Annotated in this window: 18 protein-coding genes and 3 pseudogenes; 17 read left to right on the plus strand and 4 right to left on the minus strand. The window is 41.0% G+C overall.

Going from position 1 to position 15427, the window contains the following annotated elements:
- Positions 1-8: 8 nt before the first annotated feature.
- The 11 genes from rimO to coaD all read left to right on the plus strand — a co-directional run bounded on the left by rimO (position 9) and on the right by coaD (position 9439).
- A complete protein-coding gene (gene rimO / locus A7Q09_RS02195) occupies positions 9-1346 on the plus strand; it encodes a 30S ribosomal protein S12 methylthiotransferase RimO (RefSeq protein WP_134389685.1) in 1338 nt (445 codons plus the stop codon).
- Positions 1347-1380: 34 nt separating this feature from the next.
- Positions 1381-2058 (plus strand): endonuclease III, encoded by a 678-nt coding sequence (nth, locus tag A7Q09_RS02200; RefSeq protein WP_134389686.1) that lies wholly within the window; start codon positions 1381-1383, stop codon positions 2056-2058.
- A 106-nt stretch (positions 2059-2164) separates the two neighbouring features.
- Positions 2165-3043, plus strand: coding sequence for an ACP S-malonyltransferase (locus A7Q09_RS02205; RefSeq protein ID WP_244228466.1), 879 nt, complete (start codon positions 2165-2167; stop codon positions 3041-3043).
- A complete protein-coding gene (locus tag A7Q09_RS02210) occupies positions 3027-3767 on the plus strand; it encodes a 3-oxoacyl-ACP reductase family protein (RefSeq protein WP_134389688.1) in 741 nt (246 codons plus the stop codon). The genes A7Q09_RS02205 and A7Q09_RS02210 overlap by 17 nt, the downstream gene beginning before the upstream one ends.
- A 63-nt stretch (positions 3768-3830) precedes the next feature.
- Entirely contained in the window at positions 3831-4085 is a 255-nt protein-coding gene (locus tag A7Q09_RS02215; protein ID WP_048810425.1) for an acyl carrier protein, read from the plus strand.
- Positions 4086-4116: 31 nt separating this feature from the next.
- The gene (gene fabF / locus A7Q09_RS02220) at positions 4117-5361 is read left to right on the plus strand and encodes a beta-ketoacyl-ACP synthase II (RefSeq protein WP_134389689.1); all 1245 of its coding nucleotides are present in this window, start codon (positions 4117-4119) and stop codon (positions 5359-5361) included.
- A 28-nt stretch (positions 5362-5389) separates the two neighbouring features.
- Positions 5390-5632, plus strand: coding sequence for a 50S ribosomal protein L31 (rpmE, locus tag A7Q09_RS02225; RefSeq protein ID WP_134389690.1), 243 nt, complete (start codon positions 5390-5392; stop codon positions 5630-5632).
- Positions 5633-5721: 89 nt separating this feature from the next.
- Positions 5722-6858, plus strand: a complete 1137-nt coding sequence (prfA, locus tag A7Q09_RS02230; RefSeq protein ID WP_134389743.1) for a peptide chain release factor 1 — start codon at positions 5722-5724, stop codon at positions 6856-6858.
- Positions 6833-7660: a peptide chain release factor N(5)-glutamine methyltransferase gene (gene prmC, locus A7Q09_RS02235; RefSeq protein ID WP_134389691.1), complete on the plus strand. Its 828-nt coding sequence runs from the start codon at positions 6833-6835 to the stop codon at positions 7658-7660. The genes prfA and prmC overlap by 26 nt, the downstream gene beginning before the upstream one ends.
- On the plus strand, positions 7653-8918 hold the full coding sequence (gene murA, locus A7Q09_RS02240) for a UDP-N-acetylglucosamine 1-carboxyvinyltransferase (protein ID WP_134389692.1): 1266 nt from the start codon (positions 7653-7655) through the stop codon (positions 8916-8918). Before prmC ends, murA begins: the two co-directional genes overlap by 8 nt.
- Positions 8915-9439, plus strand: a complete 525-nt coding sequence (gene coaD / locus A7Q09_RS02245) for a pantetheine-phosphate adenylyltransferase (protein WP_134389693.1) — start codon at positions 8915-8917, stop codon at positions 9437-9439. Before murA ends, coaD begins: the two co-directional genes overlap by 4 nt.
- Here the strand turns inward: coaD and A7Q09_RS02250 are convergent, their stop codons facing one another.
- Positions 9440-10024, minus strand: a complete 585-nt coding sequence (locus tag A7Q09_RS02250; RefSeq protein ID WP_134389694.1) for a hypothetical protein — start codon at positions 10022-10024, stop codon at positions 9440-9442.
- Between A7Q09_RS02250 and A7Q09_RS02255 the strand changes: the two genes are divergently transcribed.
- The 3 genes and pseudogenes from A7Q09_RS02255 to A7Q09_RS10855 form a co-directional block, all read left to right on the plus strand.
- Entirely contained in the window at positions 10013-10273 is a 261-nt protein-coding gene (locus tag A7Q09_RS02255; RefSeq protein WP_134389695.1) for an alkaline phosphatase family protein, read from the plus strand. The two genes, A7Q09_RS02250 and A7Q09_RS02255, sit on opposite strands and share 12 nt — an antisense overlap.
- A gap of 442 nt (positions 10274-10715) precedes the next feature.
- Positions 10716-10982, plus strand: a complete 267-nt coding sequence (locus A7Q09_RS02260) for a hypothetical protein (RefSeq protein WP_134389696.1) — start codon at positions 10716-10718, stop codon at positions 10980-10982.
- A gap of 112 nt (positions 10983-11094) precedes the next feature.
- Positions 11095-11193: pseudogene (locus A7Q09_RS10855) on the plus strand (IS607 family transposase); the annotation flags it as partial.
- A gap of 109 nt (positions 11194-11302) precedes the next feature.
- Here A7Q09_RS10855 and A7Q09_RS11400 read toward each other — a convergent pair.
- Positions 11303-11467, minus strand: a pseudogene (locus A7Q09_RS11400) (recombinase family protein); the annotation flags it as partial.
- 39 nt (positions 11468-11506) lie between these two features.
- Here A7Q09_RS11400 and A7Q09_RS11210 point away from each other — a divergent pair.
- From A7Q09_RS11210 to A7Q09_RS02285, 3 genes and pseudogenes are all read left to right on the plus strand, one after another.
- Positions 11507-12407 (plus strand): annotated as a pseudogene (locus A7Q09_RS11210) (RNA-guided endonuclease InsQ/TnpB family protein); the annotation flags it as partial.
- Positions 12408-12528: 121 nt separating this feature from the next.
- Positions 12529-12681 carry an alkaline phosphatase family protein gene (locus A7Q09_RS11405; RefSeq protein ID WP_394346607.1) on the plus strand — a complete coding sequence of 51 codons (153 nt, stop codon included), beginning with the start codon at positions 12529-12531 and terminating at the stop codon, positions 12679-12681.
- A 203-nt stretch (positions 12682-12884) separates the two neighbouring features.
- Positions 12885-13325 (plus strand): NUDIX domain-containing protein, encoded by a 441-nt coding sequence (locus tag A7Q09_RS02285; protein WP_134389698.1) that lies wholly within the window; start codon positions 12885-12887, stop codon positions 13323-13325.
- Positions 13326-13358: 33 nt separating this feature from the next.
- On the opposite strand, the gene A7Q09_RS02290 is transcribed toward A7Q09_RS02285, so the two are convergent.
- Both A7Q09_RS02290 and A7Q09_RS02295 read right to left on the minus strand, forming a co-directional pair.
- Complete coding sequence (locus A7Q09_RS02290) at positions 13359-13541, minus strand: hypothetical protein (protein WP_134389699.1); 183 nt, start codon at positions 13539-13541, stop codon at positions 13359-13361.
- 10 nt (positions 13542-13551) lie between these two features.
- A complete protein-coding gene (locus tag A7Q09_RS02295) occupies positions 13552-15360 on the minus strand; it encodes a glycosyltransferase family 39 protein (RefSeq protein WP_134389745.1) in 1809 nt (602 codons plus the stop codon).
- Positions 15361-15427: the final 67 nt, after the last annotated feature.

Below are 15427 nucleotides of genomic sequence, written 5' to 3' on the forward strand. Positions count from 1 at the left end.
TATTTTCCATGAACTCGACTCTTGCAGGCACAAGCATTGCGATGATCTCCTTGGGCTGCTCTAAAAATCTTGTGGATTCAGAAGTAATGCTAGGCAAACTTCTGGATGCTGGAGCTTCCTTGACGGCTTCTCCACACCGAGCAGATATCCTATTAATTAATACCTGCGGGTTTATTTTGCCGGCAAAAAAAGAATCTATCGAGACAATTCTGGCTGCTATCCATCGAAGAGAGAGGGGAGCAACAAAACAGAAAATTGTGGTGACAGGCTGTCTTTTCCAGCGGTACGGAAAGGAACTGTCTTCTTTGCTTCCTGAAGTTGACCTTTTTCTTGGGCTTGATGAAATTCCAAATATTGATTCTCATTTAAAAAAGTTAATTGATCGCAACGCTCCCCTTTCTGATTCCATTCCATTTTCTCAGTCACCAAAGTTCATACCAGATTTCGATCATCCACGACTCAAACTCACTCCTGCCCATTTTAGCTATTTAAAGATAGCGGAAGGATGTAATCATCCATGTACTTTTTGCATAATCCCAAAAATTAGAGGACGCTACCGGAGTCGTTCGATCGATTCAATACTGAAGGAAGCATCCAGCATGGTGGAAAGAGGAACAAAAGAAATCATCTTGGTTTCTCAGGATACGACCTTCTACGGAATCGATCAATCCACTCAGAGAGTTTCTCTATTGGTGGATCTTTTAAGTGGTTTAGAAGCGATACCGGGTGATTTCTGGATTCGCCTTTTATATACCCATCCTGCCCATTGGACAGAAGCACTCATAGAAAAGTTTAGCTCCTCCAAAAAAATAGCAAAGTATATTGATATTCCCATTCAACACATTTCTGATCCAGTACTAGGAAGGATGCAACGCAAAACATCAGAAGCCTACCTTCGAGAGCTGCTATACGAAATCAGGAAGAAAGTAAAGGATGCTGCCATCCGAACCACCCTTATTGTTGGCTTCCCTGGAGAATCTGAAGAAGATTATCAAAAACTATGTGATTTTATTTGCGAGTTCAAATTTGACAGGCTTGGTGTCTTCCCTTACTCTCCAGAGGAAGGGACAAAAGCTGAAAAAATGATTGATCAAATTGGCGAAAAAGTAAAAAAAAGACGCGCAAAAAAAATTATGGAATTACAAAAAGAGATCGTTAAGGAAAAAAACAGCCTAGCAATCGGAAAGAAATTAAAGGTATTGATTGATCGCCCAGGTTTAGCTAGAAGTCAATGGGATGCTCCTGAAGTGGACACGCTGGTGCATGTGCCTTTGAGCTTACCCCCTGGTCAATTTGTAGAAGTCAAGATTGTTGATTTCAAAGATTATGACCTGATCGCTCAATGAGACCGGTGATTTTTAATGAATGCGATAAAAGATTATGCCTCAACAAACTAACTCTTCTCCCAATTTAGAGAAATTCAATGAAACAGAGAGAATAAAAAAGATTCTATCTATACTGAAAAAGACTTATCCTAATGCAAAGCCTGCTCTTTTTTTCCGAAATCCTTTAGAACTTCTCATTGCGACGATTCTTTCAGCGCGTTGCACTGATGAACAAGTCAATCTGGTAACCGCCAAGCTTTTTCAAAAATACCATACTGCAGCCGACTATGCGGCCGCCCCTATTGAAGAGCTAGAAAATGCCATTCATAGTTTGGGATTCTATAAAACGAAAGCCAAAAATATAAAAAACGCTTGTCAGATTCTTGCTTCCCAATGGAATGGCGAAGTACCTCCTCAGATAGAAAAACTGGTCAACTTGCCTGGTGTCGGAAGGAAAACGGCTAATGTGGTTTTAGGGAACGCCTTTGGAATTAACGATGGCATAGTCGTCGATACGCATGTAAGTCGGGTGAGTTTTCGATTAGGATTGACTAAAGAAAAACAACCAGAAAAGATCGAAAAAGATTTAATGCGTTGCATTCCAAAGGAAAGTTGGACTGAATTCAGTAACCTCATAATTTGGCATGGCAGAAAAAGATGTAAAGCAAGAAATCCAGATTGTCCTCATTGTGAACTCAACGAGCTTTGTCCAAAAATAGGGGTAAAAAATTAATTCCATTTCGAATAAGGTTTGACCAAAAATAAGAGTCGTCTATTTTTTTCATCTAACTATGCGGATAGGGATACTTTTTTGTGGACAAGGCGCTCAAAAAGTAGGAATGGGTAAAGATTTTTTTGATCGGTACCCCGTTGTCCAGGACCTTTATTTAGAAGCTGAACAACAGCTTGGTTTCCCTTTGTCCACTATTTCTTTCTATGGACCTGAATCTGAGTTGACGAAAACCTATCACTGTCAACCTTCTCTCTTTGTTTTTGGATATGCTCTTTACACGATCTTGCGTAAAGAAATACCCAGACTGGAGATCGTTGGTGCCTCTGGGCTATCACTTGGCGAACTAACAGCTTATGCAGCGTGTGGAGCTTTTGATTATAAAACGGCACTGAAACTTGTTGGAGAAAGAGCTCGACTCATTCAGGAAGCTTCTCAAAAGCATCCAGGGACGATGGTAGCTTTAATTGGATCTACAAGAAAACAGGCTGAAACTATTGCCCAGATGTCAGGATGCCAGGTAGCCAACTATAATGCTGCTGACCAACAAGTGCTCAGTGGATCCCATAGCTCTATCGCAGAGGCCATAAAACTGGCTCGCGAAGCTAAAATTAAAAAAGTCATCCCTCTTGATGTTTCTGGTCCTTTTCATAGCCAGTATATGGAAGAAGCTTCAAGGGAATTTTTTGAACTTCTCAAAAATCTCACCCTACACCCTCCTTCCATTCCGGTTATATCCAATGCAACCGCTTCCATTGCTCAAACAGTTGAGGAACTTCGCCAAAGTCTAAGCAAACAAATTTGCAATCCAGTCCTTTGGGAAGAAAGTTTGCATTTTATGCTTAAATTAGACATAGAACTTTTTATCGAAATTTCACCTAGAAAAATATTTGGCAGTTTTTTAAAAAGAATAGATCCTGCCATCCAGTGTCTGACTCTTTCGAATGTAGAAACGATGGATGAATTAAAAAATGAGCTTGAAAGATAAAGTTGCTTTAATTACTGGAGCTAGCCGAGGTATAGGCAAAGCCATTGCCATGGAATTAGCTCTTATGGGGAGCTCTATTGCTTTTATTAGTAAAAACCCTCTACAGGTAGAACAAACAGAAAAAATGTTGCAAAATTTAGGTGTTCGTACCAAAGGTTATGCTCTTGACATTTCTGAAATTTCACAGTTGAAGAAAACTATTGATGATATTTTGAAAGAATTTGGACAAATAGATTTCTTGATTAATAATGCAGGGAAAACGGAGGATAGATTGCTTTTACGCATGAGTGAAGCAGATTGGGATAGTGTTATGAATATTAATTTAAAGGCCTCTTTTTTTATGATAAAATTTGTGGGAAAGCATTTTCTTTCAAGAAATTATGGCAAAATCATCAATATCAGTTCCATTTCTGGCTTGACAGGTATTCCTGGACAAGCCAATTATGCTGCATCCAAAGCAGGACTAATTGGGCTAACCAAAACTGTTGCCAAGGAATTGGGACCACGAGGCATAACCTGCAATGCCATCTGTCCGGGTTTTATAGAAACTGACATGACTCAACATCTTCCTCTTGAAAGAAAAGAAAAAATACTCAAAGAAATTCCTTTAGGAAGGTTTGGCAAAGCAGAAGAAGTTGCGAAATTAGCAGTTTTCTTGCTTGGGCCTGGGGGAGATTATATTACCGGACAATGTTTTATTATTGATGGAGGATTGTTAGCATAAATGCTATTGGCTGATAGAAAAAATTTTTACATAAAGAAGATAAATCTCATCATGGAGGAAAATATGGCAGAAAAAAAATCGATCGAAGAAAGAGTGAAAAACATTATTGTAGAGCAGCTTGGAGTCAATCCTGAACAGGTTACTCCCAAAGCCAGATTTATAGAGGATTTGGGAGCAGATTCTCTAGATACAGTTGAGCTGGTGATGGCTTTTGAAGAAGAATTCAATGTTGAAGTACCGGATGAAGAAGCTGAAAAACTACAAACTGTAGGAGATGTCATTCGCTACATCGAAGAAAACCTAGAAGAAGAAAGCTAAAAAGATTGAGAAGAAGCCAAAAGCACAGGCTATGAGTAAGAGGCGAGTGATCATAAGCGGGATGGGATTAGTCTCTCCAAATGGCAACTGTGTCCAAGAGTTCTGGACAAGTCTTATAAACGGGAAAAGTGGCATTGGAGTTATTACCGCTTTTGATACTCAAGCTTTTGATTGCAAGTTTGGCGGAGAAGTAAGAAACTTCAATCCAAGCAACTACTTTAAAAATCCCAAAGATGCTCGAAGAGCCGACCGCTTCGTCCAGTTTGCAATGGCTGCAGCAAAGGAAGCCATTGAAAGCAGCGGCATCGATTTCGATAGAGAAGACCCCACAAAAATAGGGGTTATTGTGAGTTCTGGCATTGGTGGTTTGAAAACATTGGAGGATCAACACACCATTTTGCTGACAAAAGGACCTTCCCGATGTAGTCCTCTCATGATTCCAATGATGATTTCTAATATGGCCTCAGGCATGATAGCTATAGAATACAATTTAAAGGGTCCTAATTTTTCTATCGTAACAGCTTGTGCCTCTTCTGCTCATTCAATTGGTGAAGCTTTTCGCATGATCCAGGTTAGTGATGCCGATATCATCGTTGCTGGCGGATCAGAAGCCTCGATCGTACCTTTAGGAGTTGCAGGATTTTCCAATATGAAAGCTCTCAGCCTACGAAACAACGAACCCCAAAAAGCTTCACGCCCCTTTGACAGACACCGCGACGGGTTCGTATTAAGCGAAGGGGCTGGAGTGGTTGTTTTGGAAGAGTTGGAGCACGCTAAAAAAAGAAATGCTCCTATTTATGCAGAGATCATTGGCTATGGCCTATCTGCCGATGCACATCATATTACTGCACCTGATCCCTCCGGAGAAGGGGCGACTCGAGCTATGGAGATGGCTATGAAAAAAGCGAGCCTCAATCCTCAAGACATCGATTATATTAACGCCCATGCTACAAGTACCATTCCCGGAGATATTTGTGAAACGATGGCAATAAAAAAAGCCTTCGGTAAACATGCTTATTCCATACCAATAAGCTCTACAAAGTCGATGACAGGACACCTTTTAGGAGCTGCTGGAGCTGTGGAATTGATCGCATGCATTAAAACCATTCAAGAAGGGGTGATACCCCCAACAATCAATCTAGAAGAACCTGATCCTCTCTGCGATCTTGATTATGTACCTAATGTAGCACGGAGACAAAAAGTGAATATCGCCATGAACAATTCCTTTGGCTTTGGCGGACATAATGCTAGTCTGATTATAAAAAGATTTGATTGACTAACAAAATAAGAATATTTTAATGTAAATGAAAAAAGGAATTCATCCAAATTATCAAGAAACAACGATTAGTTGTGCGTGTGGAGCAGTCTATACAACCAAATCCACAAAGCCTTCTATTAGAATAGGAATATGTGCTTCCTGTCATCCCCTCTTTACTGGTCAACAAAAATTTGTCGATACCGCTGGAAGAGTAGAAAAATTTGCAAGACGTTTTGGAAAGGTTTCTTTGCTAGGTGATGCAGCAAATAGAAAGAAAAAGACTAAGTAGGTTTGGCCAATGACTTCTCCTTGATAAGCCCACAAGCCTTTCTTCTTTCTTATTCTTTGCCTTTGTTCTTTCCATTTACAAAAATTCACATGTATTTAGAGCGATATATTGAAAAAATTCAAAAAAAGTTCGACAAACTCCAGACAGAACTTTCTAAGGAAGATCTCTATAGCAGCAATCCAGCCAAAACTATTGAAATGGCTAGAGAACACACTCGCTTAAAAGAAATACTGGATCTTTATGCTCAGTTAAAAACGCTTCAAGAAGCAAAGGCTTCTGTTGTTAGTCTGACAAAAGAAACTACCGACGTAGAACTCCAAGAATTAGCACAACACGAAATAGAAAAGCTGGACCAAAAAATACATGAACTTACAGTGGCTGTGCTTTCTTCACTTTTCCCCTCGGAAGAAGAAAAAAGTTCGAAAAATCTGATTATTGAAATTCGAGCGGGGACAGGAGGAGAAGAAGCTGCCCTTTTTGCTTCCGATCTTTATAGAATGTATAGTAAATATGCTGAAAAAAAGGGTTGGAAGCAGGAGTTACTCCATTTTCATCCTAGCGAATTAGGAGGGCTAAAAGAAATTATATTTTCAATCCAAGGAAAAGAGGCTTTCAAAAAATTGAAATATGAAAGTGGAGTGCATAGAGTCCAAAGAGTTCCCGCAACAGAATCTCAAGGAAGAATCCACACCTCAACTGCAACAGTGGCTGTCCTGTTGGAACCAGAAGAAATCGAATTAAATATAAAACCTGAAGATTTGCGGATTGAAGTCTGCAGAGCCGGAGGCCCCGGGGGGCAAGGGGTCAACACAACAGATTCGGCTGTTCAGATTTTTCACATTCCTTCAGGAATTATGGTGAGATGTCAAGATGAGAGGTCTCAATTAAAAAACAGAGAAAAAGCGCTCAAAATCCTTAAAGCACGACTTCTTTCCAAAAAAGAAGAAGAAGAAGCTCAAAAACGTGCTATGGAAAGAAAAAGTATGGTTGGCAGTGGCGAACGGACAGAAAAAATACGGACTTACAATTTCCCTCAAGGACGAGTCACCGATCATAGAATTCCTCTCACTCTTTATAATTTACAATCTTTTCTTGACGGAGATATCGATCCGATAATCGATCAATTAATTCAAAAAGAAGTCGCTAGTAGAATCGCCCGAGAACTAGCCGAAGAAAACATCCCTTTCAGTGCTACGGAAGATGATCGAAAGCCGTCAATTGTTTAAAAAAGCTCTAAGGTATTTAGAAGAGAAAAATATAGAGGCTCCTAGGCTTTCTTGCGAACTGATTTTTTCCGATGCTCTCCAAATCGACAGACTTGCTCTGTATACCACCCCATCTTTGTCATTGGAATCAAAAACCGCCGATCTTATCTGGGGACGAGTGGAAAGAAGGGCAAGGGGGGAACCGGTTGCCTATATACTCGGTTACAGTCTATTTTATGGGGAAAAATTTTATATTTCTCCTGCCGTTCTTATTCCAAGACCAGAGACGGAATTCGTTGTGGAGTCTGCTATGGAATTGCTCCCTAGGCTTACAGGGCCAATCCTTGATATTGGAACAGGCAGTGGAGTCATTGCAGTAACGATGGCTCAGGCTTATCCAAACTTGTCCTTTTACGGTACAGATATCTGTAGTAAGGCCCTTCAAATAGCTGAAAAAAACAAAAAGAAATTAAAAAATCTTTTCTTTTATCAGGATGACTTATTGAATAAACCTCCTTGTGATTTTTTTGAGCTGATGATTGCTAATCTTCCCTACCTTCCCTCGGAAATCATTCCCCAGCTTTCTCCAGAAATACAATTTGAACCTCGTATTGCTCTAGATGGAGGGGAAGACGGTTTGAAGTTGATCAGAAAATTCATTCCTCAAGCAAAAAACAGATGTCGTTATCTTATCTTGGAGATAGGAGATGGGCAGTTTCTTCAAGTCAAGCAACTTTTAGTAGACCATGGTTTTTCTGTTATCCAAGTAAAAAAAGATCTTTCCCAAATGGAGCGAGTTGTTATAGGAAAATATCGTGGATAAATTTGTTATTCAAGGTGGAAATCCTCTCATTGGAAAAGTTACTATCAGTGGATCAAAAAATTCTGCTCTTCCTATCCTTGCTGCAACACTCCTGACACCGGAAGAATGTATCATTCATCGGGTTCCCGATCTTAGTGATATACGGTATATGTTGGAAATTCTAAAATTTCTGGGTGCTCAGGTTCATTACGAAAAGGGAACGGTAAGAGTCAAAAATAAGATGATTAATTGGATAGCCCCCTATGACTTGGTCCGAAAAATGCGAGCCTCCATTTGCATTCTTGGCCCTCTCATAGCTCGATGTGGGAAAGCTAGAGTCTCTTTACCAGGAGGGTGTGTGATTGGAGACAGACCTATTGATCTTCATATTTCTGGACTCCAAAAGCTAGGAGCCAATATAGATATCATCAAAGGTGATGTTGTGGCTCAGGGTGGGCAATTGCGAGGCACTACGATCAATTTAAGAGGTCCTTACGGCTCAACAGTTCTAGGAACAGATAATGTGATGATGGCTGCTTGCCGCTCAGAAGGAACAACGATTATAGAGGGAGCTGCCTGTGAACCAGAAGTAGAAGATTTAGCCAAATTCCTTGTGTCAATGGGTGCTAAAATCAGCGGGATCGGTTCTCAACGCTTGATCATCGAAGGGGTAAAAGAACTTCATGGAAGCGAATATACAATTATTACAGATAGAATAGAAGCAGGGACATTCGCCGTTGGCGCCGCAATGACTAAAGGCGATTTATTCCTTGAACAGGCTCCTGTCAACCACATGACCAGCGTACTGGGAAAATTACAAGATTGCGGGGTAACCATTCAAGTCGAAGAAAACGGCTTACGGGTATCGAGATCTGGTCCACTCAAAGCCTTTGAAATCGTGACTTCTTCTTATCCAGGCTTCCCAACAGATATGCAGGCTCAATTTTGTGCCATGGCAACTATTGCCTGCGGTAAGAGCAAAGTCGTCGAAAATATATTTCCAAACCGGTTCATGCATATCAGTGAACTTAAGCGACTAGGAGCCAATATCGAACTATCGAAAAACGAAGTACATATTTATGGGACAGAACGGTTAAGCGGAGCTCCTGTCATGGCTTCAGACCTTAGGGCTTCAGCAGCTCTCGTGCTTGCGGGGCTCGTAGCCGATAATACTACCGAAGTCCATCGAGTCTATCACATAGATAGAGGATATGAGAGGATTGATGAGAAACTGTTATCGGTAGGAGCCATGATCAAAAGAGTGTATTCAAAAACATGAAAAAAGTCCTTTATCCAGGAACCTTCGATCCAATTACCCTTGGGCATGTTGATGTGATACTCAAAGCGGTTCGTTTGTTTGATGAAGTGATTATTGGAGTTTCAGGTCAAACACCTAAAGAAACTCTTTTTCAATTAGAAGAACGCATCTCCCTTGTTCAGTTAACAATAAAAGAGCTATCCTTCCAAAATCTAAAGGCATTGTCTTACACAGGCCTTACTGTAGACTTTGCCAAGCAGTTAGGCTGTTGTGCCATTATCCGCGGGCTTCGAGCAGTATCTGATTTTGAAAGTGAGTTTCAACTTGCTCTAATGAATCGTAGATTAGAACCTAAAATCGAAACCATTTTTCTTATGCCCGAAGATAACCATATTTATTTAAGCTCTTCTTTAGTAAAAGAAATAAGCAGGCTTGGAGGAGATATATCTCCCTTTGTTCCCGTTGCCGTTGTAGAAGCACTTAAAGAAAAAATGTCCAAAAGAAATTCTCTTTCTATTATTTCTCAACTCTCCGCACAATAGCTACTTGTTAATTAAATCCTCAAGGGCATCATCAACTCTTATATCAATGAGCTTCCATACTTTATCTGGTTTGTAATAGACAAATCGCCAGCGAAGAGGTTGCAGTTCAAGATTTAACAAATAAGTAACTACATAAAGGCGATTCCCGAAAGCTTTAGAATCATAGATATCAAAAGAATCAGCTTTCCCGTAATAAGACATTGCTTGGCTGGTTTTATCCATAAGCATATTGATATTTTCATTGCGGGAGGCCAATCTACTATTAACCAACAATTCTTGAAAAGCCCTTTGTATATCCCCTTGAAGCAATTGATTAAAAAATTTTTCTATTGGTACTTTTAATTCAGGAATCGGTTGGACGGGATTGGGCTCCCTAGACATCCTCAATGGGGGTAAATCTTTTACTTGAGGCACAGGAGCGGTTTGAGCTAAAAGAGAAGCAACCGGAAAAAAGAATAAAAAGAATAGAAAATTTTTCTGCATCTTTTCTAGACCATAAAACAAAAAGTAAAATGGCTTCTTTGCCTCTCCAATTCTCTTCATTTCAAAGATGACCAACAATAATTTTTTTCCATGGATAATCATAGCTGGTTCTTAAGGCTTTATTCTTTTGTTGCAGTGGTTATTCTTGCCATTTATGGAAGGGCTGCACCCTCAAAGGAGCAGCTATATAACATCATCATTATTTACCAGGAAAACCACAGTTTTGACAACTTGTTTGGTAGCATGGAAAAAGTAGATGGTATTGCAAATGCAAAACATACATTTCTACAAGAGGATAAACAAGAGGTACTATATAAAACTTTACCTCCTATTTATGACCCTGTGAATTAAACAGTAGATAAAAGATTATCTCGATCTCTCCCTAATGGTCCTTTTCTTTAAATGATTTCTTAACAACTATATAAACAGCCCCATACCCGATCCCATCCCTAGTTTTTACTGGACTCAGCTTCAGATAAATAGTGGCAAATGCAACCGATTCGTAGCTTAGAGTAATACTGGAGGCTTACCCATGAGCTATCACAGTGTCAATCTCTACCCCTCTATGCTTATGCAAAGCAGTACACCGTTCTGAATCATTTTTTTTAAAGCAATCTTTGGTGTTTTCTTTTTGAATCACCTATTGCTTATGACTGCAAAAATACTCCCTATTGGGGAGACGCTCCTGAGGAACTAAAATCTCCACTGGAATTCGACAATCAAGGAACATGGATCGGGATTAAAAAAGAAGGGACAAAGACATTTGATGGGTAGGTTGTAGGAACGGTACAAAGTGTCTACCAATCCCATTCTTCCACACAAAAAAAAATGCCATCTACTCCTTCCATTGCCCATGCAAACGATTAGGGATAGACTATCGGAAGTTGGAATTTCTTGGTCATGGTATGCGGATGGCTGGAACGATGCACTCCAAGGAAGGGCTGATCCCTCTTTCAGTTTCATCTTCAGTTCGTTGTATACTTTAAAAATTCCGCTGGTTATACAGAAGCAAAGAAAAAAATATCTTAAAGATGAAGCAGGTTTTTATCCTGGATATTAAAAAGGGGATCTTTTTTACCCCAAGTATGCTTTGTGTGAAACCTATGGGCAAATACAACGAACAGCCTGGGGCTTGAACAGTTTCTATACAAGTTGCTTTTTCCTTCTCATAAATGTATATTCTAAACCTGTCGCCCAAGCTAGTCAGCATTCAAGAGGCCGCCGAGTTCCTGGGGGTTGCGCCGCAAACACTGCGGCGCTGGAAGCGCGAGGGCAAGCTCCTACCCGATGAACCCACAGCAGGAGGGCGGCGACGCTACAACCTTGCGCGGCTTAGGCCAGACCAATTTCATGCACCGGAGAAGGTAGACCGCACCCCTTCAGGCCTTTTTTGTGGTAGTTCATGCCGGAACCCAGGTCCGCGATCACCTCGAATGTCCAGCCTTGCAAGGCACAGAACAGCTCAAGAACCTGTTTTTGCCCTTCCAGATCGTCCTTCTGGTCGTGACTGGACACACGTGCATAGGCAATGGCTCTACGGTAGTCGCTTGGGCAAGAACCAGAAACTGCTGGATGGTGTCCGGAAAGAACGCGCCACAGATGGCGATCATCCAACTGGGTGCGGCCTTCAAGAACTTCTGGGCGGGGCGTGCAAAGTATCCGAAGTTCCGCAAGAAGGGGGTGCATGACCGTTTTCCCCTGACCAATGACCAGTTTTCCCTCGACGGCCGCCGCATCCGCATCCCCCATCTGGGGTGGGTACGGATGCGGGAGGCGTTGCGTTTTACGGGCAAGCTCATCTCCGCTACCGTCTCCCGGGTGGCGGACCGGTGGTTTATCAGCATCACCGTCGCTGCCGACGCTATCCCCCTGCGTCCCGCTGAAAACCAAGGCGCGACCGGACGACACACCGATTCCCAAAGGCTTGCGGTTGCTCATATCGGGAAATGCGAAAAAGGCCAGAGTCCGACTGTCCAAGCTCCATGCCCGTATTGCCAACATCCGGCAGGACGCCTTGCACAAGCTCAGGTCCGATCTTACGCAACGGTTTCACCCCATCGCTATCGAGGAGCTGAACGTGCGCGGGATGTTGAAAAACCATCGACTGGCCCGATCCATTGCCAATATATGGATTTCTTCGAGTTTCGCCGACAACTGGAATACAAGGCAGAAAGGCGTGGTGGTTTGGTGCTTGTCGCTGGTCGCTGGTTTCCGTCCAGCAAGAGCTGTTCGGCATGGGGAACGGTCCAGGAAACACTGCCGCTGGCCATTTGCCAGTGGGTGTGCCCGGAGTGTGGAAGCATCCACGGCCGGGAGGTGAATGCGGCCAGGAATATCCTGGCGCATGGTTTGGCCGTCCTAAACAGCCCAATGGCGAGTTCCGCCAAATGTGAAGCCGGTGGAGAAAAAAACTCTAGCCGCTGTCGCATGACGATGGGGAAAACTGTCCTCTGTGAAGCAAAAAGTTAGCTTTGTTCTTGTGTGAGCAGGAACGAGTAAGTCTGAGGGAACGGTTATTCAACCATTGAAGCAGGAGCAAAACATGCTATTGAACTGATAGAAGCTTTAAAAAATTCTCCTTATTAGGAAACAACCTTCTTCTTATACTGAGCTACGATAAATTTGGTGGTTTTGGGGACCACCTTTCCCCCTCCAAAAAAGATTGGGGACCTGGCCCAAGAATCCCTACACTGCTTGTTTTCCATTTCTGCGAAGGAGGCAAAGTTCAATCCAAATATTATGACATGCCGTCTATTTAAAAGCTAAGCGAATGGAGATTTAGCTTATCTCCCTTATCCTCTCGGGACAAGTCGGCAAGAAATCTTTTCGAAGCCCTTTTGAATAAAGATCTTCAAAATATTTTCATGGAATAATCTTTTCTTAATAAAATTCCTAAATAAATAATCTTTTAATAGGAAGCGCCTTCTACTGAAAAAAAAATTCCTGTCATTACCTTCGCTGGATGAAAAAAATAACTAGAGCTGCAGGCTTTGTAATTTATAAAGAAGAAAAGGGCAAACCTCTCTATCTGCTTCTTAGGGCTTATAGAAACTGGGATTTCCCCAAGGGTACCATCCAAAGTGGGGAGTCAGATTTTGAGGCTGCCTTACGGGAAACCGAAGAAGAGACTACTTTAAATTCTTTTGAATTTCCTTTTAACCAAGAATCAAAAGAAACAGAAGTCTATTCAAAAGGAAAAATCAGTAAATTTTTTATTGCAAAATTAAAAGAAGGAGAACCCCTACTTAGACCAAGCCCAGAACTTGGAAGAGCTGAACACCATGAGTGGCGGTGGGTCAATTTCGAAGAAGGTTTAAAACTTTTACCCATTCATCTTATCCCAATTTTACAATGGGCAAATGCTCGAATTTGTTCGATAAAAACAGATAGAGAAGAAGCTTAAGGTTTTCTTTTTGTCCTAGATCAGGCCATTCAATTAATCTTCCGGATCCTCTTCAAGTCTTTCCCCTCCAGGGATTTCGTTTGTCCATTTATCTTCCACAGCCAATGTAAACTGCACTTTTTGAGAAAAGGACATCTTTTGATAAAATTCTTTCCATCTTTGGTCTTCTTCTTCAAATAATTTCAACGCTTTATTAAAATCCTCATTAGAAATCATGATTTATAATTTATTCATTCCTCTGGTTCAGAAGCAATACGCGAGTACCACTTTTTTCAATGGGAATGAGTTTTGCAGCGTCTATTTTAAAACGTTCTGCCCAGTAGGCCATAGAGACTTCTTCAGTGATAAGAAACACTTTTCGTTTTCCTTTCCAATAATTTTCAACATCCCTTTCGGTTAGATAATATTCCCTACCTAGATGAAGGCTTCTCTGAGCAAATTCTGCCTTTGGATTTGCATGGACCCAGAAAATCGGGGAATGATTTAAATAAAAAAACAAACCCGAAGCAAAATTGGGCTCGCTATCAGAAATAACAATATCTTCCTGTCTAATAATATGATTGATTTTTTTAGCTAGCTTCATCGAAGAAAAATAATCACTGAGCAAGCCAAATCCTTGACCGGCTTGATGAAGCGGATAAATCATCGTGAAGGCAAGAAATATCCCAGCCAGGAATCTTTCTTTTTTCAAAAATAACCAATAGGCAATCATTCCACCAATTAAAAAACTGAAAGATGCCCTATACAAAAGAGGTACAAAATTTTTCCAGGTGCTAAAGGAAAACCCGAATATTGCAGACAAAAAGGTGTCTCTTTTTTCCAAAGGCTTCGCCCATATAGGATGAATACCCTTACTGTGATCAATAAAAAGAGCTACTAAGATCCCACCAAGCCCTATAAGTACAATAAGAAGCGAGGGCAAGCTAAAATATATTGGATTATTCAGTTCTTTTTGCTCAAGACAAAAAGGTTTTGCCAGAATCAGAATCAAGGCTCCCCAACAGCTCATCGCATAGTAATCTTGCAAAGAAGAAAAGGTCACAGACAAAAAGGTTGTTAGGATCCAACTAATTAACAGAAAGCTTTCCCACTTAAAGAAAGGCTTGTTTTTTAGTTCCCATAAAGAACCCAAATAGAGGGTCCAAGGAAGCAGGAAAATGAAATGCTCGAGATAAAACTGCAAAATTGGTACTGTTCCTGCATCCGGAGGATTCCGATGATTGAGGGCATGTCCGAATTGTTCATTGAAAAAATGCTCACGGAGAAAGCCGGGCACTTTATATTCAATAGCCACATACCATGGCACAAACATCAGAAAAAAAAGGACAATGCCAGGCCACCAAAATAAGTTAAGCCATCTTTTTCTTAATTTTGGAAAAAATAATACGGAGAGTCCGCTACTGAGTAGCGGATACAAAACTGCATGCAGTCCCTTGGCCAGCGAACCAAGAGCCATGATAAACCAAGCAGCTAGGAAATATCGTTTTCGGCCATCCCTTATACCTAGATAAATAAAGAGAATAGCATAGGTAACAGCTGCAGATAAAAAAGGCTCAGGCATTAAAATATGGGTAAAAATGAAAAATCCAAATGCACTTCCAAGCATTAGACAGGCTAAAAGTCCAAGTTTTTCTCCACCCATAGCGCTGCCAAGAAGATAGATGCCAATAATCCATAAGACTGTTGCAATGCCTTCAGGAAGCCGTGCTGCAAACTCATTGATTCCAAAAATCTTGTAAGATATTAGAATGCACCAGTAGACCAAAGGAGGTTTTTGTAATCTTGGAACGCCATTAACAGTCGGTAAAATCCAATCATTTCGTTGGATCATTTCTTTTGCAGCCCCAGCATAAAGACCTTCATTGTCATCAAAGATGACTGGACCACGGCTTTCTTCAATATAAAAAAAGGATAGGACCAATAGGAAGAAAACCGAAGCTAGAGGGAAAGAAGGAAAGGCTGATAATTTTAAAAAGGGAAGCGTTCGTTGTTCTATTTCTTCTTCGTTAACTTTATTGAACCGAAAAAACCACATTAGTCGTTCCACTCCATAATAGACATTGAGCTTGGCTAAAGGACTTTCTTTCCGTACAGATTGTAGC

The sequence above is a fragment of the Methylacidiphilum sp. Yel genome (assembly GCF_004421185.1).
In the GTDB taxonomy this organism is placed as follows: Bacteria; Verrucomicrobiota; Verrucomicrobiia; order Methylacidiphilales; family Methylacidiphilaceae; genus Methylacidiphilum.